Annotated in this window: 21 protein-coding genes and 3 tRNA genes; 13 read left to right on the top strand and 11 right to left on the bottom strand. The window is 72.1% G+C overall.

Annotated elements, in window-relative coordinates:
- Positions 1-95 precede the first annotated feature (95 nt).
- Entirely contained in the window at positions 96-1,556 is a 1,461-nt protein-coding gene (locus tag FXF65_RS35870) for a class I adenylate-forming enzyme family protein (RefSeq protein WP_148354526.1), read from the top strand.
- Here the strand turns inward: FXF65_RS35870 and FXF65_RS35865 are convergent.
- On the bottom strand, positions 1,537-2,238 hold the full coding sequence (locus FXF65_RS35865) for a GntR family transcriptional regulator (RefSeq protein ID WP_187412688.1): 702 nt from the start codon (positions 2,236-2,238) through the stop codon (positions 1,537-1,539). The two genes, FXF65_RS35870 and FXF65_RS35865, sit on opposite strands and share 20 nt — an antisense overlap.
- Positions 2,239-2,596: 358 nt before the next feature.
- Between FXF65_RS35865 and FXF65_RS35855 the strand changes: the two genes are divergently transcribed.
- Positions 2,597-3,394 carry an SDR family oxidoreductase gene (locus tag FXF65_RS35855; RefSeq protein WP_148354722.1) on the top strand — a complete coding sequence of 266 codons (798 nt, stop codon included), beginning with the start codon at positions 2,597-2,599 and terminating at the stop codon, positions 3,392-3,394.
- An 82-nt stretch (positions 3,395-3,476) separates the two neighbouring features.
- Here the strand turns inward: FXF65_RS35855 and FXF65_RS35850 are convergent, their stop codons facing one another.
- Entirely contained in the window at positions 3,477-3,851 is a 375-nt protein-coding gene (locus FXF65_RS35850) for an SH3 domain-containing protein (protein WP_187412687.1), read from the bottom strand.
- A gap of 132 nt (positions 3,852-3,983) precedes the next feature.
- Positions 3,984-4,508, bottom strand: coding sequence for a MarR family winged helix-turn-helix transcriptional regulator (locus FXF65_RS35845; RefSeq protein ID WP_246199340.1), 525 nt, complete (start codon positions 4,506-4,508; stop codon positions 3,984-3,986).
- A 95-nt stretch (positions 4,509-4,603) separates the two neighbouring features.
- Here FXF65_RS35845 and FXF65_RS35840 point away from each other — a divergent pair, with 95 nt between their 5' ends.
- Complete coding sequence (locus tag FXF65_RS35840; protein ID WP_148354523.1) at positions 4,604-5,572, top strand: NHL repeat-containing protein; 969 nt, start codon at positions 4,604-4,606, stop codon at positions 5,570-5,572.
- 30 nt (positions 5,573-5,602) lie between these two features.
- Here the strand turns inward: FXF65_RS35840 and FXF65_RS44145 are convergent, their stop codons facing one another.
- Positions 5,603-6,211 carry a peptidoglycan-binding domain-containing protein gene (locus FXF65_RS44145; RefSeq protein ID WP_187412686.1) on the bottom strand — a complete coding sequence of 203 codons (609 nt, stop codon included), beginning with the start codon at positions 6,209-6,211 and terminating at the stop codon, positions 5,603-5,605.
- Positions 6,212-6,895: 684 nt separating this feature from the next.
- Here FXF65_RS44145 and FXF65_RS35830 point away from each other — a divergent pair.
- Positions 6,896-7,234, top strand: a complete 339-nt coding sequence (locus FXF65_RS35830) for a hypothetical protein (protein ID WP_148354521.1) — start codon at positions 6,896-6,898, stop codon at positions 7,232-7,234.
- Positions 7,235-7,300: 66 nt separating this feature from the next.
- On the opposite strand, the gene FXF65_RS35825 is transcribed toward FXF65_RS35830, so the two are convergent.
- From FXF65_RS35825 to FXF65_RS35815, 3 genes are all read right to left on the bottom strand, one after another.
- A tRNA-Val gene (locus FXF65_RS35825) sits at positions 7,301-7,372 on the bottom strand.
- A gap of 32 nt (positions 7,373-7,404) precedes the next feature.
- Positions 7,405-7,475: transfer RNA gene (locus FXF65_RS35820), tRNA-Cys, on the bottom strand.
- A 42-nt stretch (positions 7,476-7,517) separates the two neighbouring features.
- Positions 7,518-7,589 (bottom strand) — tRNA-Gly (locus FXF65_RS35815).
- A 116-nt stretch (positions 7,590-7,705) separates the two neighbouring features.
- Between FXF65_RS35815 and FXF65_RS35810 the strand changes: the two genes are divergently transcribed.
- The 6 genes from FXF65_RS35810 to FXF65_RS35785 all read left to right on the top strand — a co-directional run bounded on the left by FXF65_RS35810 (position 7,706) and on the right by FXF65_RS35785 (position 15,008).
- On the top strand, positions 7,706-8,410 hold the full coding sequence (locus FXF65_RS35810) for a helix-turn-helix domain-containing protein (protein ID WP_148354520.1): 705 nt from the start codon (positions 7,706-7,708) through the stop codon (positions 8,408-8,410).
- Positions 8,407-9,426, top strand: coding sequence for a chorismate-binding protein (locus FXF65_RS35805; protein WP_246199339.1), 1,020 nt, complete (start codon positions 8,407-8,409; stop codon positions 9,424-9,426). The genes FXF65_RS35810 and FXF65_RS35805 overlap by 4 nt, the downstream gene beginning before the upstream one ends.
- Entirely contained in the window at positions 9,377-10,213 is an 837-nt protein-coding gene (locus FXF65_RS35800; protein WP_246199338.1) for an aminotransferase class IV, read from the top strand. The genes FXF65_RS35805 and FXF65_RS35800 overlap by 50 nt, the downstream gene beginning before the upstream one ends.
- Positions 10,214-10,355: 142 nt before the next feature.
- Positions 10,356-11,027 (top strand): ATP-binding cassette domain-containing protein, encoded by a 672-nt coding sequence (locus tag FXF65_RS35795; protein ID WP_148354519.1) that lies wholly within the window; start codon positions 10,356-10,358, stop codon positions 11,025-11,027.
- Between the two features lie 79 nt (positions 11,028-11,106).
- Positions 11,107-12,306, top strand: coding sequence for a CehA/McbA family metallohydrolase (locus FXF65_RS35790; protein WP_148354518.1), 1,200 nt, complete (start codon positions 11,107-11,109; stop codon positions 12,304-12,306).
- A complete protein-coding gene (locus FXF65_RS35785; RefSeq protein WP_148354517.1) occupies positions 12,303-15,008 on the top strand; it encodes a glycoside hydrolase family 38 N-terminal domain-containing protein in 2,706 nt (901 codons plus the stop codon). Before FXF65_RS35790 ends, FXF65_RS35785 begins: the two co-directional genes overlap by 4 nt.
- Here FXF65_RS35785 and ppgK read toward each other — a convergent pair.
- Genes ppgK through FXF65_RS35770 form a run of 3 tightly spaced genes read right to left on the bottom strand, consistent with a single transcriptional unit; the run spans position 14,998 to position 16,870 of the window.
- The gene (gene ppgK, locus FXF65_RS35780; RefSeq protein ID WP_148354516.1) at positions 14,998-15,777 is read right to left on the bottom strand and encodes a polyphosphate--glucose phosphotransferase; all 780 of its coding nucleotides are present in this window, start codon (positions 15,775-15,777) and stop codon (positions 14,998-15,000) included. The two genes, FXF65_RS35785 and ppgK, sit on opposite strands and share 11 nt — an antisense overlap.
- A gap of 29 nt (positions 15,778-15,806) precedes the next feature.
- Entirely contained in the window at positions 15,807-16,127 is a 321-nt protein-coding gene (locus FXF65_RS35775; protein WP_148354515.1) for a DMT family transporter, read from the bottom strand.
- A complete protein-coding gene (locus tag FXF65_RS35770) occupies positions 16,127-16,870 on the bottom strand; it encodes an SDR family oxidoreductase (RefSeq protein WP_148354514.1) in 744 nt (247 codons plus the stop codon). Before FXF65_RS35770 ends, FXF65_RS35775 begins: the two co-directional genes overlap by 1 nt.
- A gap of 108 nt (positions 16,871-16,978) precedes the next feature.
- On the opposite strand from FXF65_RS35770, the gene FXF65_RS35765 reads away from it, so the two are divergent.
- Positions 16,979-17,587 carry a TetR/AcrR family transcriptional regulator gene (locus FXF65_RS35765; protein ID WP_148354513.1) on the top strand — a complete coding sequence of 203 codons (609 nt, stop codon included), beginning with the start codon at positions 16,979-16,981 and terminating at the stop codon, positions 17,585-17,587.
- A 61-nt stretch (positions 17,588-17,648) separates the two neighbouring features.
- Positions 17,649-19,052 carry a Si-specific NAD(P)(+) transhydrogenase gene (sthA, locus tag FXF65_RS35760; protein ID WP_148354512.1) on the top strand — a complete coding sequence of 468 codons (1,404 nt, stop codon included), beginning with the start codon at positions 17,649-17,651 and terminating at the stop codon, positions 19,050-19,052.
- Here sthA and FXF65_RS35755 read toward each other — a convergent pair.
- Entirely contained in the window at positions 19,049-19,462 is a 414-nt protein-coding gene (locus tag FXF65_RS35755; protein ID WP_067887785.1) for an SsgA family sporulation/cell division regulator, read from the bottom strand. The genes sthA and FXF65_RS35755 overlap by 4 nt on opposite strands.
- 232 nt (positions 19,463-19,694) lie before the next feature.
- Here FXF65_RS35755 and FXF65_RS35750 point away from each other — a divergent pair, with 232 nt between their 5' ends.
- Positions 19,695-20,120 carry a TIGR02611 family protein gene (locus tag FXF65_RS35750; protein ID WP_148354511.1) on the top strand — a complete coding sequence of 142 codons (426 nt, stop codon included), beginning with the start codon at positions 19,695-19,697 and terminating at the stop codon, positions 20,118-20,120.
- Positions 20,121-20,124 lie beyond the last annotated feature (4 nt).

The raw sequence follows: 20,124 nt of genomic DNA, 5'->3' as shown, positions 1-20,124 counted from the left end.
GCTCCTCGCTATGGTGACATGATCGATGATCCAGATATCATCGATTATTATTGGAATCACCGATCGCCCGCAAGAGCTGTGACGGGAGTTTCTCGATGGACCTGACCTGCCCGGCCGAGTGGCTTCCACGCTGGACGGGGCTGCGGCCCACGGCTCCCGCGCTCCGCTGGGACGGCGGCGCCTGGATGTGGGCTGAGCTGGCCGAACGGGTCGGCCGCGCCGGCCGCGCGCTCGAAACCCTCGGCGTCGAACGCGGCCAGCGCGTGGGCGTCTCGGTATCGAACCGGCCGGAGATGGTCGTCGCGTTCCTCGCGGTCACCCGGCTCGGCGGGGTGTTCGTTCCGCTCAACCCCCGGCTGAGCGCCGCCGAGGTGGCCGTCGTCGTGGACGACTGCGAGCCCCGCCTGCTCATCGGCGAGGCGGGCGGGCTCGACGCGCTGCCCTCCGGCGTGGCGGTCACGGCGGTCGAGGAGCTCCTCGTCGAGGGCCCGGCCCCAGCGGTCCCCGCCGTCCTGCCGCGGTCGGAGGACCCGATCGCCCTGCTCTACACGTCCGGCACCACCGGACGGCCGAAGGGAGCGGTGCTGACCCACCGCGCGTTCGCCGCCACCGCGGAGAACTCCCGCCGGGCGCTGGACCTCACGTCCGCCGACCGGCACCTGATCGTGTCGCCGCTGAGCTTCACCGGCGGCATCCTCACCAGCCTGCAACCCGCGCTGGCGACCGGCGGGCAGATCCTCATCGAGCACGGCTTCGACGCGGGGCGGGTGCTGCACGTCCTGCGGACGGAGCGTCCCACGGTCTTCATGGCGGTCCCGGCGATGCTGGCCCTGCTCGCGCGGCACCCCGACTTCTCCCCGGACGCGCTGCGCAGTCTCCGCTACCTCGGCTCCGGCTCCGCGCCCGTCTCACCGGCCCTCTTCGAGACCTACCGGCGCGCGGGCGTCGAGATCGGCCACGCCTACGGGCTGACGGAGGGCGGGGGACTGAGCGCGGTGCTCCGCCCGTCCGAGGCGGCGGCGCACCCGGGCTCGGCGGGACGGCCGTGCGCTTTGGTCGAACTGCGGATCGCGGACGAGCACGGCGTCCCGCGTCCCGCCGGGACCGTCGGCGAGATCCAGCAGCGGGGCCCGAGCGTGATGACCGAATACTGGGGACGGCCGGACGACACGCGCGAGGCGCTGAACTCGGACGGTTGGCTCCGCACCGGCGACCTCGGACGCATCGACGAAGACGGCTACCTCACCGTCGTCGGCCGTTCCAAGGACGTCATCCTGAGCGGCGGCATCAACGTCTACCCGGCGGAGGTGGAGGCGGTCATCGCGCGGCACCCCGACGTCGTCGAGGCGGCCGTGGCGGGCGTCCCCAACGAGGTGTTCGGCGAGACCGTGGCCGCGTTCGTGGTGGCGCGTCCGGGACGCGCCCCGTTCCCGGACGAGCTCCGCGAGTTCTGCTCCGGCGCGCTCGCCGACTACAAGATCCCGAAGGTGTTCCACTGGCCGGACGCGCTGCCCCGGACGGCGTCCGGGAAGATCGTCAGGACCGCTCTGCGCTGACCTCGCCGTCGCCCGCCGTGGCCCGCCCGCCGAGCAGCGCCTGGCGGGTGTGGTCGATATGGCGGGCGAGCAGGTCGGCGCACGCCTCGACGTCCCGCTCCAGCGCCAGCCGGGTCAACTCGCGGTGCTCCCAGGCGATGTCCCGGCCGCTCTGGTCGACGACGGGGCTCCACATCCGGTACAGCTCGGCGTTGTCGCGCAGCTCCCGGGCGATCATCAGCAGCCGCGCGTTCCGGCAGCCCGCGAGCAGGGCGTGGTGGAAGGCTGCGTGCACCGGGATGAACTCGCGGTTCACCCCCCGTCCGGACGGCGCGCGGATCGGGGTCCGCTCCAGGACGTGGTGCGCGGCGAGCAGGTCGGCCTCCCACTGCGTCCCGCCGCTGGCGAGGGACTCCCGCAGCACGAGCACCTCGATGTGGATGCGCGCGTCGGTGAGGTCCTGCAGGTCGTCGCCCGACAGCTCCCGGACGCGGAACCCGCGCAGCGCGACCGACTCGAGAAGCCCTTCGGCCGCCAGCCGCGAGAACGCCTCCCGGACGACCGAAAGGCTGACCTGGAACTCCTGCTGGAAGGGGGCGAGCCGCAGCCACTGGCCCGGCCGGTAGTGCGCGGCGAGAAGATCCTGCCGGACCCGGGCGTACACGTCATGGACCCGCGTCGACTTTCCGGTCTGCTCACCCACGGAACGAGCATAGCCAGCCGATCGGCCGAAACCGCATCCGCCGCGGAACCGGGGACGAGCGTCGAAGCCGACCGTCCACCGCCCACGCGATCGACCCTCCGCACGGCTCACGGCGGCACGTTATCGCCGTGCCGTGTCGGGTAGTGGCCCGGCCAGGCGGACGCGCCGGGCGGCGAGGACGACGGCTACAGCCCGCAGACCGAAGTCCCCTGACCCGTTCCTGGGACGAACCAGCCGCGGGGCCGGTGCGGAGAACGCTCCGTCCGGTGAACGCGGAACGGCGAAGATCGAGCGAGGTGACGAGACCGTGAGCAGTCCTCCGGGCCAGAGCCAGCCCTATCCGGGCGAGACGCGCAAGATGGACCCGCGGCCGCGCGACGAGATGCGCGGCTACGAGGGGCGCGGCCTGCTGGCGGGACGGCGGGCGCTGATCACCGGCGGCGACTCCGGCATCGGCCGCGCGGTCGCGGTCGCGTTCGCCAAGGAGGGCGCCGACGTCGCGATCACCTACCTGGAGGAGGACGCCGACGCGCGGCACACCGCCGGGCTGGTCGAGAGGGAGGGCCGCCGCTGCCTGACGTTCGGCGGCGACCTGGCCGACGAGCGCCACACCCGCGAGGTCGTCGGACGCGCGGCCGAGGGGCTCGGCGGCCTGGACGTGCTGGTCCTGCACCACGGCACCCAGGAGCCCGTCGACGACGTCCGCGAGATCGACACCGAGCAGCTCGACCGCACCTTCCGGGTGAACGTCCTCAGCCTCTTCTGGGCGGTCCAGGAGGCCCTCGGCCACCTGCCGGACGACGGGTCGATCGTCATCACCGGATCGATCAACGGGCTGCGCGGCAACAAGAGCCTGATCGACTACTCGGCCAGCAAGGCGGCCGCGATGACCTTCGCGCAGTGCATGGCCAAGGCCCTGATGGAGCGCGGGATCCGGGTCAACACCGTGTCCCCGGGCCCGGTGTGGACGCCGCTCATCCCGGCGACGTTCGACGAGGACCGCGTCGAGGGCTTCGGCGAGCAGGCCCCGATGGGGCGCGCGGCCGACCCGGACGAGATCGCGCCGTCCTACGTCTTCTTCGCCGCCGGGCGGCTGTCGTCCTACTACACCGGGCAGAACCTCGTCCCCGCCGGGGGAGAGATCCACCCCGGCTGACCGGTCCGTACGGCCGCGGGACGCGATCGCGTCCCGCGGCCGGCACCGGCGATCCGGGCCCCTGGCCAGGATCGCCGCCGGATCAGCAGTGCGTGACCCGGCCCTTGATGATCTTGATGTAGCGCCCCGAGACCCACTCGGGCGTGCTGATCCCGAGCCGGTACCAGGTGCGCGTGTTGCCGATCTTCTGGCCGCGCGACCAGCACTTGATGTCGACGATCTGGCCCGGGTTCAGGTGGCCGAGGATCGCCGAGCGCGTGGTCGGCTTCGCCCGGATCGCGAGGCGGTGGCGGCTGATCACCCGCCCCTTCGGATAGGCGTTGACGACCCCGCCGAACGGGCTCGCCACCAGGCCGGACGTGGCCTGCGGAGACGACGCCTGCGCGACCGGCGCGACGACGCCCGCCCCGACGACACCGGCCAGCAGGACGGTGGCGATCTTGTACTGCCGTTGCATGAGATCTCTCCCCGTGAGCATTCCGACGTTACGAATCCCCACATGCCCCTCTGTAGCGAGAGATAACTCTAAGTAACTATCCTGTCACTCTCCAGTGAAGCCCGGGTCCGTCCTGGGAGCCGCGCCCGGGACTCAGAGGTCGCCCGGTGCGCGGGGGTCGGTCGCCTCGTCGCCGAGGCTGAGCAGCAGGGTGCGCAGGACCGCGGCGAGGTCGTCCTGCTGGCCCTGGTCGAGCGCCGCCAGGACGCGGCGCTCGTTGTCGAGGTGGGCGGCGACGGCCCGGTCGATGAGGTCGCGGCCGGCGGGGGTGAGGGCGACGATGACCGTGCGCCGGTTGGCGGGGTCGAACTCGCGTGTGACGTAACCCTTGGCGACGAGCCGGTCGAGCCGGTTGGTGACGGCGCCCGAGGTGACCATCGACGAGCGGGCCAGATCTCCCGCCGTCAGGCCGTGGGGAGAGCCGCTGCGGCGGAGAGTGGCGAGGACGTCGAACTCGCCCCGCTCCAGGCCGAACTCGCCGAACAGGACCTTGAGTTCGCGCTCGGCGAGCCGTGTCAGCCGCGAGAGGCGGCCGAGGACCCGCATGGGGGACGGGTCGAGGTCGGGACGCGCGCGAGTCCACTGCTCCACGGCGAGGTCGACCGCGTCACGCTCCACGGGCACGCACCTTTCAGCGTTGAACTGTTTGACATCAAGCTAGCACTCGGCATAGCGTCCTCAACGCTAAACATTTCAATGTTGAGAGGTAGCTCATGCGCCTTCGAACGATCTCCGCCGCCGTGCTGGCGTTCGGACTGGCCGTCACGACGAGCGCGCCGGTCGAAGCGGCCGCCGGCGGCCGCACCGCCGGGCAGCGGCCCGACGCGGCGGCCTATCCCGACACGATCCGGTTGCCGAACGGGTTCCAGCCCGAGGGCATCGCGACCGGACCCGGCCCGTTCGCCTACGTCGGTTCCATGGCCGACGGCTCGGTCTACCGCGCCGACCTGCGCACCGGACACGGTGCGCTCCTCAGCCGCGGGCCCGGCACGCAGGCGCTCGGGCTGAAGACCGACCGGCACGGGCGGCTCTTCGTGGCCGGCGGCACGGGCGGCGACGCCCGCGTCCTGGACACCCGCACCGGCCGGACGCTGGCCACCTACCGGCTGGCGACCGGCCCCGCCTTCGTCAACGACGTCATCCTCACGCAGGGCGCGGCGTGGTTCACCGACTCCACCAACCCGGTGCTCTACAAACTGCCGCTGCGCGACGGACAACTGCCCACCGCCGCCGTCCGGATCCCGCTCACCGGCGACCTCGTGTATCGGACCGGCCCGGACAGCGCCGCCTTCAACGCCAACGGCATCACCCCCACACCGGACGGCCGGGGCCTGATCGTCGTGCAGTCGAACACCGGGGGACTGTTCCGCGTCGACCCCGCAACGGGCACGACCCGGCGCGTGAACTTGCACGGCGAGTCCCTGCCGGAAGGCGACGGCCTACTCCTCCACGGCCGGACGTTGTTCGCCGTGCAGAACCGCTTCAACACCGTGGCGGTCCTCCGACTGAACGCTGAGGGCACCGACGGTCACGTCATTCAGCGGATAACGGATCCCCGCTTCGACCTGCCGACGACCATCGCCGCCTTCGGCTCCCGGCTCTATCTATCCAACATCCGGTTCTTCGCTACCGGCCCGACCCCCGACGTCTCCTACAACGCGGTCGCCATTCCGCGTCGCTGAAAAGCCTTCCAACCGGTCCAGGATCGCCGGTCAGGACCGTGGGTCGTCGATGGCGTCCAGGCAATTCCAGTTGCGGAAACTTCTCGTGCGTTTCCAGATCGCGTGCGCCGTCCGGATGTTCCATTCGGCGTCCAGGGCCGTCGCCGGAGTCGCGCCCAGTTCACGCAGTTCGAAATCGGAGAATTGGAACAGGCCCCATCTGGCCAGTTGGTACCGGTACCGGATGACCTGTAAGGGGTCGAGATTGGACAGGCACCGGGCGAGGGCGACCGCCCGGTCCGGCGTGGCACTGAAGACCACCCGTATGCGGTGCTCGATCTGAGTAGGGGTATGGCGCGGAAGCGGTGCCTCTCGCAGGTCGAGCGCCGCTCGTTTGGTGGCGGCATCGACGCGGGAAGACGGCGGCAATCCCTCAAGAGCCTGAAAGGCCATTACGCGCATCTTGGTGTAGGGCCCGAACCAGCCGTCCGCGGGAAGGTCGAGCCCGTGCCGCCGCAGATCTCTTTGTAAGTCCTCGACGCACGGGCCTTGCATGCCCAGCTCCATCGGCTCGGGACACTGCGTCAGCAGTCGGGGCCCGCGATGTCCGCCGCCCGTCGCCGGTTCACCGACGAGGAAGCCGCCGGTCAGGACGGCCAACGCCAGCAGACCGGCTCCCGCGCGCCGCCTCCAGCCCCTCGGCGCCGGGGCGGGCTGGACGATCGACGGCCGTGGTGGCGCCGGAGGGGGCGCCGTTTCTGTAGCGGGCTCGCTGTGAACCGGCCCTGACAAGGACTCGGGAGCCGGACCCGCGGCCAATGCGGCGTGCGCGGCCTCCCACCTGGCCACCTCTTCCGGAGGGCATCCGCATGCGCCAACGAAGTCGACGAGTAATTCCCGGCGAGGCAGGCGATTCCGGGACAATGCTCCCGCAATGGTGCTGTGGGGCAGGAACGCTCCGGAACACTCGGCTTGGTGCTCGATCTGCCGATAGGTCATTCCGGACCACCTTTTGAGGCAGCGGAGTCGCTCCATAAATTGCGGAACGGTCCGTGCGTCACTTGGATCCGGTCGACCGGACGCGATGCCGGTGGTCGACGTGCTGACGGGTTCTCCCATGACACTCCTGACCTGACCAGCCGAAACCGTGTTCCGTACAAGCTCGGACAGGCTCCGATCTTCCCACACACGACCGCCTCGTGGAACCTTCATTCCGCGTGGCCGCCACAAAATCCCGCTGCGGGAGGAGGTAAGGCGCCGACCATTCCTTGGCGGCATATCGATCAGGCCGCGCCGGAGCGTTGACTGCGCTGATGCGCAGGAACTCTACAAAGGAGGAAAGAAATGAAGCGGACCCGAATGCGAAACGCCCTTACCCGGACGGCCGTCCTGTCGCTCTCCCTTGGGGGAATGGCGGCGGGCACGGTCATGGCGGCTCAGGCGGCAGGCGCGGCCGCGTCGGCGCCCGTCTACACGTGCTCCGCGGAGACGACCGGAGTCGGCGGATACTCCTTCTGTACCCCCGGCACCTATGGCGTCGAGCACCGTGTCCACCTCAGGTGTGCGGACGGCAAGTGGCATTGGGGGCCGTGGGTGGGGGCGACCAGCCGCTCGTACGCCAGTTGCGGCTGGCTCAGCGGTTCCGACTACGCCGTGGCGGTGTGGCGTAACCAGGACTTCTAGCTTCCTGGCCGGAGGGGGGAGGCGGCCGGGTCACTGTGAAGCGGCCCGGCCGTCAGCGGCATCGGGTGGGCGATACTGGGATTGAACCAGTGGCCTCTACCGTGTCAAGGTAGCGCTCTCCCACTGAGCTAATCGCCCGGGTCCGTGGCCTCCGGGGAGGCACGGTGTTGAGGTGGAGACGGGATTTGAACCCGTGTACACGGCTTTGCAGGCCGTTGCCTCGCCTCTCGGCCACTCCACCAGAAGGAGACCTTCTGGGTCATAGCCTGAAAGGGCCCCTCAGAGCGGAAGACGGGATTTGAACCCGCGACCCTCACCTTGGCAAGGTGATGCTCTACCCCTGAGCCACTTCCGCTTGCGCCTCTCGGCGACGTGGGAAACCTTAGCGCGTCCCGGGCCGTTCCCCAAACCGGATATCGCCGCGGGACGCTTCGACGCCGGTCGAAGCATGGGTCGCCTAGGGTCGGAGGCATGGGTACGGACCATGCCGTGAGCGCCGACTTCGCGCCGGTCGCGGCGCTGCTGGCGGACCGGGCGCGGGCCGCGATGCTGACCGCGCTCCTGGACGGACGTCCGCTCGCGGCGGGCGAACTGGCGCGGGCGGCCGGGGTCAGCGCGCAGACGGCGAGCGCGCATCTGGCGAAGCTGCTCGACGGCGACCTCGTCACGGTCGTCCCGCAAGGGCGGCACCGCTACTACCGGCTGAGCGGAGACGAGGTCGCGCGGGTGATCGAGGCGCTGTCGCACATCAGCCCGCGGGTCGAGGTGCGGAGCCTGCGGCAGTCGCGGGACGCCCGGCGGTTGCACGAGGCGCGCACCTGCTACGACCACCTGGCCGGTGAGGCGGGGGTGGCGCTGTTCGCGGCGCTGCGCGACGGCGGGCTCATCGAGCCCGGCGCCGGGGAGACGTTCGAGGTGACCGAGAAGGGCGAGGAGCGGTTCGGGGCGCTCGGCCTCGACCTCGCGGCCGTGCGGCGCGCGCGGCGCCGGTTCGCCTGGCAGTGCCTCGACTGGACGGAGCGCCGCCCGCACCTGAACGGCGCGCTCGGCGCCGCGCTCACCGCCCGGATGATCGAGCTGGCCTGGTTCGAGCGCGGCACGACCCCACGCGCGCTGACCGTCACGGACGCGGGCCTGAACGGCCTCGCCGACTCGTTCGGGTGCGTGCTGGCGTGAACTTCGCCTACGCGGATGGCCGGCTGGCGACGGGCTTGCGGGACGTGACCAGTGACCTGTCCGCGCTGGACTCGCGCGGCTGGTGGGCGGTCGTGGTGACGTACGAGGGCAAGGTCACGTGCGCCCGTTTCGACGACGTGCGCCGGGCCGAGCACCCGGACGGCTCGTGGACGGCGCCGGGCGAGTGGAGCAGTTCCCTGGACGAGGCCCAGTACGTCGCGGGCGTCGAGAAGATCCGGGACGCCATCGCGGACGGCATCGTCTACCAGGCCAACCTGTGCCGCGTGATGTCCGCGGAAATGGCGCCGGACGCGGAAATGGCGGGCCTCGGGGCGAGGCTCGCGCGGGGGAATCCGGCCCCCTATGCGATGACGCTCAGGACGCCCGGCCTGGAGATCGCCTGCGCGTCGCCCGAGCTGTATCTGTCGAAGCACGGAAGAACGGTCGAATCGCGTCCGATAAAGGGGACCGGGAAGACGGCCGGTGACCTGCTGCCCAAGGACCAGGCCGAGAACGTCATGATCGTCGACCTCGTCCGGAACGACCTCGGACGGGTCGCCGAGGTCGGGACGGTCGAGGTCCCGGACCTCTGCGCGGTCGAGGAGCATCCGGGGCTCGTGCACCTGGTGTCGACCGTCCGGGCGCGGCAGGCGGAGGGGACGGGATGGCCCGAGCTGATCGCCGCGACGTTCCCGCCCGGCTCGGTGACGGGCGCCCCGAAGTCGAGCGCGCTGAGGCTGCTGGAAGAGCTCGAACCCGTTCCCAGAGGGCCGTACTGTGGGGCCGTCGGCTGGGTGGACGCGGACTCCCGGCGCGGCGCCCTCGCGGTGGGGATCCGGAGCTTCTGGGCGGAGGGCGGCCTGCTCCGGTTCGGCACCGGCGCGGGGATCACGTGGGAGTCCGATCCGCGACGCGAATGGCGCGAGACCGAGCTGAAGGCGGCTCGGCTATTGGAGGTGGCTTCCGGTGACGGAGCGGGCCAGGATCTGGCTGAACGGGGAACTCGTCGACCCTGACCGCGCGGTGGTGTCGGTGTTCGACCACGGCATGATGGTCGGCGACGGGATCTTCGAGACGGTGAAGGCGGCGCACGGCGAGCCGTTCGCGCTGACCCGGCACCTCCGCCGGCTGGCCCGGTCCGCGGCGGGCCTCGGCCTGCCCGAGCCCGACCGGGACGCGCTCGCCCAGGGCGTGCGGGAGGTCCTCGCCGGGGCGCCGAAGTGGCCGCTGGCGCGGGTGCGCATCACCTACACGAGCGGGCCGGGCCCGCTCGGCTCCGCCCGCGGCGACGAGGGCCCGACGGCGTCGATCATCGTCGGGCCGCAGGACCCGTTCCCCGCGACCGCGGACGTGACGGTCGTGCCGTGGCCGCGCAACGAGCGGGGCGCGCTGTCCGGGCTGAAGACGACGTCCTACGCGGAGAACGCGCTGGCCCTCGCGTACGCGCACGAGCGCGGCGGCGGCGAGGCGATCTTCGGCAACACGGTCGGGAACCTGTGCGAGGGCACGGGCAGCAACATCTTCGTGCTGCTCGGCGGGCGGCTCGTCACGCCGCCGCTGGCGTCCGGGTGCCTGGCCGGGGTGACGCGCGCGCTGACGCTGGAATGGTGCGGCGGCGAGGAGGAGGACGTCGCGCTCGACGACCTGTACCGCGCGGAGGAGGCGTTCCTGACGTCCACGACGCGGGACGTCCAGCCGATCCGGGCCGTCGGCGGAACGCTCCTCCCGACCGCGCCGGGGCCGATCACGGCGAAGGCGATGGAAGCGTTCGCCGCCCGTTCCGCCGAGCTGACGGACCCCTGACCAGGGCGGGGAATTCGACGTCGACTCGCCATTCCCCGGAGGCTTTACGCGATCACTTTCTTCGCGCACGTTATGTGGTGACGCTTGTAGGAGGTCGCCGCATGGTCTTCTCCGCCTCCCGCCGGGGCGGCGCGACGTCGGCATGGTGTTCCAGGACTACGCGCTCTTCCCGCACATGACCGTCCGCGACGACATCGCCTACCCGCTGCGGGTCAAGAAGCGGCGCCGCGCGGAGCGGCACGCCCGCGCCGCCGACGCCGCCGGGGAGCTGGGCCTGGACGGGCTGGAGGGACGCCGTCCCGGCGAGCTGTCGGGCGGGCAGCAGCAACGGGTCGCGCTGGCGCGGGCGCTGGTGGCCGAACCGCGCATCCTGCTCCTCGACGAGCCCCTGCTCGCGCTCGCCGACCGGATCGCGGTCATGGAGGCGGGGCGCGTCCGCCGGCTCGGCACGCCGGTCGAGGTGTTCCGGCGGCTCGCGAACCTGTTCGTCGCGTCGTTCATCGGCTCGACGCCCATGAACCTGCTGCCCGGGACGGTCCGGGACGGTCCGGGACGGTTGCGTTGCCGTCGCGGGCGCGGAGCTGCCCGTCCCGGACGAGGCGCGCGGCCAGATAGACGAAGGCGAGTCGGTCGTGTGCGGGATACGCCCCGAGTACTTGGATTACGCAGTGGAGCCCGCGGAGGGCGCGTTCCACGGACGGAGAACCGCTGTCCGTTGTGGTGGGGGAGGGGGTGGAGGTCGTGCACGGCGCGGAGGCGTGGGCGCTGCCGCGTCCCGGACGCCTCCTCCTCTACCGGGACGGCGAAATGGTGACGGCAAGGGCGACGGGACGGGAGGAGCGGGCTGTGGCCTCGCTTGCTGAAGACGGGCTGACCAAGGACGGGGGACATGCATGACGACGGTGCACCGAGGGCGCTGGACCGTGGAGGACCGCCTGGAGCGAGGGCTCCGCGAACTGCCTTTCGACGTCCCGGCCGGGACGGCGTCCATCACGGTCGAGCTTTCCTTTGAGGGAGGCGTCATCGACCTGGGCTGCCAAGGCCCGGACGGGTTCCGCGGCTGGTCCGGTGGAGCGCGCACCCAGTTCACGATCGGTCCCGAGTGGGCGACGCCCGGGTACCTGCCTGGGGAACTGGAACCCGGTACATGGCACGTCTGGCTCGGCCTTCACCGGATCTTGCCGGACGGCGTCCCGTACGAGGTCACGGTCACCACGTCGACGTCGCCCGCGCGGCGGCCCGAGGAGACCCCGCCGCCCGCGCCGGAACGTCCGCCCGGCCGGGATCTGCCCGCGCCGAGCGGCATGCGCTGGCTCGCAGGTGACCTGCACTCGCACACCGTCCACAGCGACGGGACGCTGACCGTCCACGAGCTGGCGTGCCTCGCCGCGTCGCGGGGGCTGGACTTCCTCGCCGTGACCGACCACAACACCGTCAGCCACCATCCCCTGCTGCCCGCCGCCGGGGCCCACGCCGGGATCCACCTGGTGCCCGGCCAGGAGGTCACGACCGACCTCGGGCACGCCAACGTGTTCGGCGACACCGGCTGGGTCGACTTCCGGCGGCCGAGCGCCGACTGGGCGGCGTTCGCCGAGGCGCGCGGCGGGGTGATGTCGATCAACCATCCGCTGTCCGGGGACTGCGCGTGGCGCCGTCCGCTGCCCGCCGACGCCCGGCCCCGGTTCGCCGAGATCTGGCACTCGTCCTGGTGGGACCGCCGCTGGGGCGCGCCGCTCGCCTGGGCGGACGTGTGGCGGCCGGACGGGATCGTCCCGCTCGGCGGCAGCGACTTCCACGACCCGGCGCAGCACAAGACGCTCGGCGACCCGCTCACCTGGGTCCTCGCCGAGGACGGGGACGTGCTCGGCGCGCTCGCCGCCGGACGCACGTCGGTGTCGGCCGGGCCGGACGCGCCCGTCCTGCTCCGCGTCGACGACGAGCTGATCGCGGTCGGCGCGGACGGCACCGTCCTGATCCGGCCGGACGGGCGGCGCGTCGCGGTGCGCGGCGACCGCGTCCGGGTCGCGGCGGACGGACCGGGCATGCACCGCCTGGAGACCTACGAGAACGAGGTGATCGCGCTGTGCGGATGAACCCCGTTTCGGAGATCGTCGTCGTCCCGCACACGCACTGGGACCGCGAGTGGTACCTGCCGTTCCAGCGGTTCCGGCTGCGGCTGGTGTCGCTGCTCGACGGCGTCCTCGACCGGATGGAGGCCGACCCTCGCTGGTGCTTCACCCTCGACGGGCAGATGGCCGCCGTGGACGACTACCTGGAGATCCGTCCCGAGCGGCGGGAACGGTTGGCGGCGCTGGTCAGGGAGGGGCGGCTCGCCGTCGGGCCCTGGCAGATCCTGCACGACGAGTTCCTGTGCTCGGGGGAGAACATCGTCCGGAACCTGGAGCTCGGCACGCGCCGCGCGGACGAACTGGGCGGCTCGATGATGGTCGGCTACCTGCCCGACCAGTTCGGACACTGCGCCCAGACGCCGCAGATCCTGCGGCTGGCGGGCATCGAGCACGCTTGCGTGTGGCGCGGCGTCCCGGACCGGGTCCGCTCGCACGCTTTCGCCTGGGAGGCCCCGGACGGGACGGCCGTCCGCACCCAGTACCTCCCCGAGGGCGGCTACGGGAACGCCGCGTCCATGTTCGAGGAGTTCGGCGACGGCGCGTCGTTGCTGCCGGGGCGCGCCGCCGGGTTCGCGGAGGCGATGGGCCGGTGGTATCCGCGCGGCGGGCCGCTGCTCGCCATGTACGGCGCCGACCACACCGCGCCCGCCGCCGACCTCGCCGACCGTGTCGCGGACGCCGGGACCGACATGCGCCTCGACACGCTCGCCGGATACTTCGCGGGGGAGGACCCGTCCGTGGACGGGCTGCTCCGCGTCCGGGGCGAGCTGCGCTCGCACGCCCGCGCGAACATCCTGCCCGGCGTGCTCTCCGCCCGTATCCGGCTGAAGCAGTCGATGGGACGGGCCGAGCGGCTCGTCGAACGGTATGCCGAGCCGCTGACCGCGCTCTGGTACACGGGCGACGCGCGGCGGTTCCTCGACCTGGCCTGGCGGCGGCTGGTCGAGGCGAGCTGCCACGACTCCGTCACCGGCTGCGGCAGCGACGAGACCGCCGAGCAGGTCGCCGCGCACATGGCGGAGGCCGAGCAGCTCGGACGCGCCGTCTGCGACCTCGTGACCGCCGAGCTGGCCGCCTTCGTGCCGCTTGGTGCGCATGCGGTGTTCAACCCGTCCCCGGCGGCCCGGACGGGCCTGGTCGTCGTGGACGTCCCCGGCGGCGATGAGCCCCTGGTGACCGGCGACGGTGAGCCGGTGCCCGCGCAGACGCTTGAGGTCGCGCCCACCGTGCTGGACGACGCCGTACACCCGGCGTCCGCGCTGCCGATCGTGCTGGAGCGCGTGTACGGGCGTGTGCTGTTCGGGCAGGAGGTCCGCGACTGGTCGGTGTCCCGCGACGACCGGACGCTGACCTTCCACGTGACGTCCCGCGCCGACACGCCGTTCGACATCGGCGACGTGCGCTCCGCCCTGCGGGACGCGGACGGCGAATGGCGCGTCCGCATCCTGGCCGACCCGCGACGGACGGTCGCCGCGCTGGTCGACGTGCCCGCGCTGGGCCTGACCTCGCTGCGTCGCGGCGGGCCGTCCGCCACCGTCCCGGACGTCGTTCCGGTGACGGCCTCCGGGAACGTCCTGGACAACGGGCTCCTGCGTGCCGAGATCCGCGACGACGGCACCCTCGGGCTGCGGACCCCGTCCGGCTGGGCGGCCGAAGGCGTCGGCCGCGTCGTGGACGGCGGCGACCTCGGCGACACCTACAACCACGCGCCGCCCGCCGCCGACCGGCTCGTCTCCGAACCGCTGACCGTCCGCGTCGAGCCCGTCTGGACGGGCCCCTTGATCGCCGCGTACGACATCGTCCGGACGTACCGGTGGCCCGCCTCCGGGGACCTCGACCGCGACGCCAGGTCCGAGGCGGAGGAGGACGTGACCGTCACCATGCGGGCGGAGCTGCGCGCGGGCGAGCCGTTCCTGCGGCTGTCCGTCACGTTCGACAACCGCTGCGACGACCACCGCGTCCGGCTGCACCTGCCGCTGCCGGGCCTGGCCGGGTCGTCGTTCGCCGAGGGCCAGTTCGCGATCACCGAGCGGGGGCTGACGGCGGAGGGCGGGTTCGGGGAGCGTCCGGTGCCCACGTTCCCCGCGTCCGGGTTCGTGGCGGCGGGCGGGCTCGCCGTGCTGCTGGAGCACGTCACCGAGTACGAGGTCACCGACGGCGGACGGGAACTGGCGCTCACCCTCCTCCGCTCGGTCGGCTACCTGTCGCGGGACCGCAACGCCTACCGCGACCAGCCCGCCGGGCCGCAACTCCCCACCCCGGCCGCCCAGTGCCGGGGCGAGCGCGCGGTCTCCTTCGCCGTCATGCCCTGCGGCGAGCGGCCGGGGCCGGACGTCCTGCGGGCCGCCGACGAGTTCCGCCACGACCTGCTCACCGCCGCCGGGTACGGGGCCGCCGACGCGCCCGCGACGCCGTCCCGCGAGGGCCTCGCGATCACCGGCGACGGCGTCGTCATGACCTCGCTGCGCGCCCGCGGCGGCTGGATCGAGGCCCGGCTCACCGCCCAGCGGGACGAGCCGGTCACCGCCGTGCTGCGCGGCGCGTTCACCCGGGCCGACCGGGTCGACCTGCGCGGACGGCCCGTCCTGCCGCTGGACGTCCACGACGGGACGGCCGCGCTGGCGCTCCGCCCATGGGAGATCGCGACCGTCCGGCTCAGGCGGTGACCTGACCGGCGGCGCGGCCGGGGGAGTGCGCCGCGGAGGCGGCCATGGCCGCGCCGACGATGCCCGCGTTGTTCACCAGCCGCGCCGGGACGATCTCCGCCCGCACCCCCTGGATCAGCGGGACGAACCGCTCCGCCTTCCGGCTCACCCCGCCGCCCAGGACGAACAGCGACGGGGAGATCAGCGCCTCCAGCGTGCCCAGGTACACGCTCAGCCGCTTGGCCCACTTCTCCCAGCCGAGGCCCTCGTCCTCGCGGGCCTTCGCGGACGCGCGATGCTCCGCGTCCCGCCCGTCGATCTGGATGTGGCCGAACTCGGTGTTCGGGACGAGGACGCCCTCGGTGAACACCGCGCTGCCGATGCCCGTCCCGAGTGTGAGGACCGCGACGGTGCCGCCCCGGCCGCGTCCGGCACCGAGCCGCATCTCCGCGATCCCGGCCGCGTCGGCGTCGTTGAGGACGGTCGCCGCGCACCCGGTGGCCTCCGCGATCAGGGCGGCGGCGTCCACCCCGATCCAGTGCCTGGACACGTTCGCCGCCGACAGTGCCACCCCGTCGATCACCACGCCCGGATAGGTGACGCCGACCGGCCCTTCCCAGCCGAAGTGCTTCACGATCTCGGCGACGACCCGGACGACCGCCTCCGGCCTGGACGGATGCGGCGTCGCCGCGCGGAACCGGTCTCGGGTGAACGAACCGTCCGACAGGTCCACGGGAGCCCCCTTGATCCCGGACCCGCCGATGTCGATCCCCAGCATCTCGCTTGCCATGCCTCCACTCTGCCCCGTGTGCGCGGGCGTTAAGAGCCCTCCACGAGTTGCAGGCCGACCACCCCCGCCACGATCAGCCCGAGGAACACGAGCCGGGCGGGCGACGTGCTCTCGCTGAACGCGACCATCCCGGCGACGGCGACGCCGATCGCGCCGAGGCCGACGAACACCGCGTACGCCGTCCCGACCGGGAGCTGCCGCAGCGACAGCGACAGCACGGCGACGCTGAGCACCGCCACGCCCAGCCCGATCACCGTCGGCCAGAGCTTCGTCAGCCCGTCCGACTGCTTCAACGCCGTCGCCCACACCAGCTCCATCAGCGAGGCGACGAGCAAGAAAATCCACGCCATCAGGCCGCGTACCCCCCATCGACTGAAATCGCCGCGCCGGTGACGTAGTCGCCGCCCGGCCCGGCCAGGTGCGCGACCATCGCGGCGATCTCCTCCGCGCGACCGTAGCGGCCGAGCGCGCTGAACCCGCGCTCGAACTCGGCGTCCGGCGAGTCGGCCGGGTTCATCTCGGTGTCGGTCGAGCCCGGCTGGACGACGTTCGCGGTGATCCCGCGCGGCCCGAGGTCGCGTGCCAGGCCCCGCGTCAGGCCGGTCAGCGCGGACTTGCTCATCGCGTACAGCGTCCAGCCCGGGTAGGGAACGCGCTCGGCCATGCTGCTGCCGATGTTGACGATCCGGCCGCCCTGCCCGAGATGGCGGGACGCCGCCTGCGCCGCCACGAACGCCGCCCGGACGTGGATGTCGATCGTCAGGTTCAGCTCGTCGGCCGAGACGTCCTCAAACGGTCCGTACGGGGCGATCCCAGCGTTGTTGACCAGAATGTCGAGGCGTCCGAAATCCGCCGCCGTCCGGTCGACGGCGGCGGTCACGGCCGCCGGGTCGGCCGCGTCGGCGGCGATCGCCAGCCCCCGCCGGCCCGCCGCCTTGATGCCGCGGACGACCTCCGCGGCGCGCTCCGGGGCCCGCACATAGGTCACCGCGACGTCGGCGCCGTCGCGGGCGAGGCGCAGCGCGATCGCGGCGCCGATGCCGCGTCCGCCGCCCGTGACCAGCGCCGACCGTCCTTCAAGGTTTGCAGCCATCCCGTCCTCCGGGGTGTAATTGGAAAAGTTTCCGCTTAGCGAGGTTAACTGGAGAATTCTCCGGATACAACTCCGCTACGCTGCCAGCCGAACCGAGAGGGGGACGGGATGCGGAACCTGCCGGTCGTCGGAAGCCCGCCAGCCGAGCGCGCCGACGCGGCGCTCAACCGGCGCCGCATCCTCCGCGCCGCCGCCGAGCTGATCGCCACCCGCGGCCCGGAGGCCGTGTCCATGGACGAGGTCGCCCGCGCCGCCGGGGTCGGCGTCGGCACGGTCTACCGCCGGTTCGGCGACCGCGCCCGGCTCGTCTACGCCGTGCTCGACGAGCGCGAGCGCGAGTTCCAGACCGCGTTCATCCAGGGGCCGCCGCCGCTCGGGCCCGGCGCGCCCCCCGGCGACCGCCTGCGCGCGTTCCTGCACGCCCTGGCCGACCGCACCGAGGCCCAGGCCGACCTGCTGCTGACGGCCGAGTCCGACCCCGCCGACGCCCGGTTCAGGGACGGCTCGTACGGCCTCTACCACCGGCACCTCGCCCTGCTCGTCGGCGATCTCCGGCCGGGCGCCGACGCCGCCTACCTGGCCGACGCGCTCCTCGCGCCCCTCGCCGCGAACCTGTTCCTCCACCAGCGCCGCACCCGCGGGATGCCGCTCGACCGCATCAAGGACGGCCTGGACGCCCTCGCCGCCGGGCTGGTCTCCGGCGCACCGGCCGGATGATCTGGGCAGATCATGACGAGAATCCTTTAACCGGACGCCCGCGGACCGTCAGACTGGGGGCGTGAACGACTTCGATCTCCTCGTCCTCGGTTCGGGCCCCGGCGGGCAGCGCGCCGCCATCGCCGCCGCCAAGCTGGGCCGCAGGGTCGGCATCGTGGACCGTCGCGACATGATCGGCGGCGTCTGCATCAACACCGGGACGATTCCGTCCAAGACGCTGCGCGAGGCCGTCCTCTACCTGACCGGCCTCAACCAGCGCGAGCTCTACGGCCAGAGCTACCGGGTCAAGGACGACATCACGGTCGCCGACCTCGGCATGCGGACGCAGCACGTCATCGGCCGCGAGACGGACGTCATCCGCAGCCAGCTCGCCCGCAACCGCGTGACGGTCCTGCCCGGCCGGGGCCGGTTCCTGTCGCCCGACACGGTCGGGATCAGCGGGAACGGCGACCGGGAGCAGAAGGTCGGCGCCGACCGGGTCGTGATCGCCACCGGGACGCGCCCGGCCCGTCCGGAGACCGTCGCGTTCGACGACCGGACGATCATCGACTCCGACGGCATCATCCACATGGACCGCATCCCGGAGACCATGGTCGTCGTCGGCGCGGGCGTGATCGGCATCGAGTACGCCTCGATGTTCGCCGCCCTCGGCACCAAGGTCACCGTCGTCGAGCGCCGCGAGCGCATGCTGGACTTCTGCGACCTGGAGATCGTCGAGGCGCTCAAGTACCACCTGCGCGACCTCGCCGTCACGTTCCGGTTCCGGGAGACGGTCGCGTCCGTCGAGCGCATGGAGAGCGGCGCGATCACCGTCCTGGAGAGCGGCAAGCGCATCCCCGCCGACACCGTCATGTACTCGGCGGGACGCCACGGCATGACCGAGGACCTCGGCCTCGACGCCGCCGGGCTCACCGCCGACAAGCGCGGCCGGATCAAGGTCGACGAGAACTACCGCACCGAGGTCCCGCACATCTACGCGGTCGGGGACGTGATCGGCTTCCCGTCCCTCGCCGCCACGTCCATGGAGCAGGGCCGCCTCGCGGCCCACCACGCCTGCGACGAGCCCGTGGCGGAGATCCACGAGACCCAGCCCATCGGCATCTACACGATCCCCGAGATCAGCTTCGTCGGCCGCACCGAGGACGCCCTCACCGAAGCCAAGATCCCCTTCGAGGTCGGCGTGTCCCGCTACCGGGAGCTCGCCCGCGGGCAGATCATCGGCGACTCCTACGGGATGCTGAAACTCCTCGTCTCACCGGAGGACCACCGGCTCCTCGGCGTCCACGTGTTCGGCACGGGGGCCACCGAACTCGTCCACATCGGCCAGACCGTCATGGGCTGCGGCGGGACGGTCGACTACCTGGTCAACGCCGTCTTCAACTACCCCACACTGGCCGAGTCGTACAAGGTCGCCGCCCTGGACGCGATGAACAAGATGCGCCACATCGCCCGCCTGTCCGGCTAGGACGGCCAGAGCAGGTTCTCAAGCTCGGCGTCGATGTCGATGAACTCGCTCTCCTCACCGGCCGGGACGGCCTGGTAGGTGCGGTGCAGGAAGTCGGCGAGCGGCGACAGCGGCACCTCGAACAGCGCGTCCCCGAACGGGGACGACAGCGCGATGTTGAGCGTGCCGTCGTCGGAGCCCGGCCAGACCTCCACGTCCCCGTCCCCGACCTTGCGCACGATGCCGACCGTCAGCAGCTCCCTAGCGAAGATCCACTCCACCGGCTCGTCGTCGCCCACGTAGAAGGCCATACGGATCGCGTACGGGTCGTCGGCCGCGTACTCCATCCCGGCGAGCAGAGGGACGGTCGTGCGGTCGGGGACGACGAGACGAAGGCCCAGCTCCGCTGAGACTGTGGTACTGCTGTCCATGGCCATTCCCTCTGACGTCGGTCCCCTGGCGGGGAGTGCCCCCGGTGCTCCCACCCACGGACATCCCCGCGATCTATGACGCCTAACTGCCTGAGCGCGGCCGAACATTCCGGCGTCCTGGGGCCTTGTGACCCATCTCACCGCCTTTGACCTGCACAAAGACGCCCCTCGCGACCCCCGTCACAGGATCTTCACGGTTTTCGACTTCAACTCCCTGGCTTAAAGTAAAGCCGTGGCAATCAGCGACAAAAAGGAAGCCCAACCGGCCGAGGAGCGGCGGTTCCACCGTTTCCGCGCCCGCCTCCGCCGCAACCCCCTCCTGAACACGGCCTGGCGCGCCGGCGTCTTCGCCGTGGGCGCCACCGTCCTCGTCGGCGGCCTCGTCATGATGGTCACCCCCGGCCCCGGCCTCCTCGGCATCGTCATCGGCCTCGCGATCCTCGCCACCGAGTTCGCCTGGGCCCAGCGCGCCCTCCACCGCGCCAAGACCGCCGCCGACCGCGCCAAGGAGAAGGCGTTCGACCCCCGCAAACGCCGCCGCAACCTGATCCTCGGCACGACCACCGCCGTCCTGGCCGCCGCGGCCGTCGCCGCCTACCTGGCCATCTACGGCTTCGTCGTCCCCTGGAACATCGAGGACCCCACCTTCTGGACCTGACCCC

Origin of the sequence: Actinomadura syzygii (genome assembly GCF_008085905.1) — a bacterium.
GTDB lineage: Bacteria > Actinomycetota > Actinomycetes > Streptosporangiales > Streptosporangiaceae > Spirillospora > Spirillospora syzygii.
The sequence above is the reverse complement of the archived record's forward strand: the minus strand, read 5'-3'. Positions and strand labels throughout refer to the sequence as shown.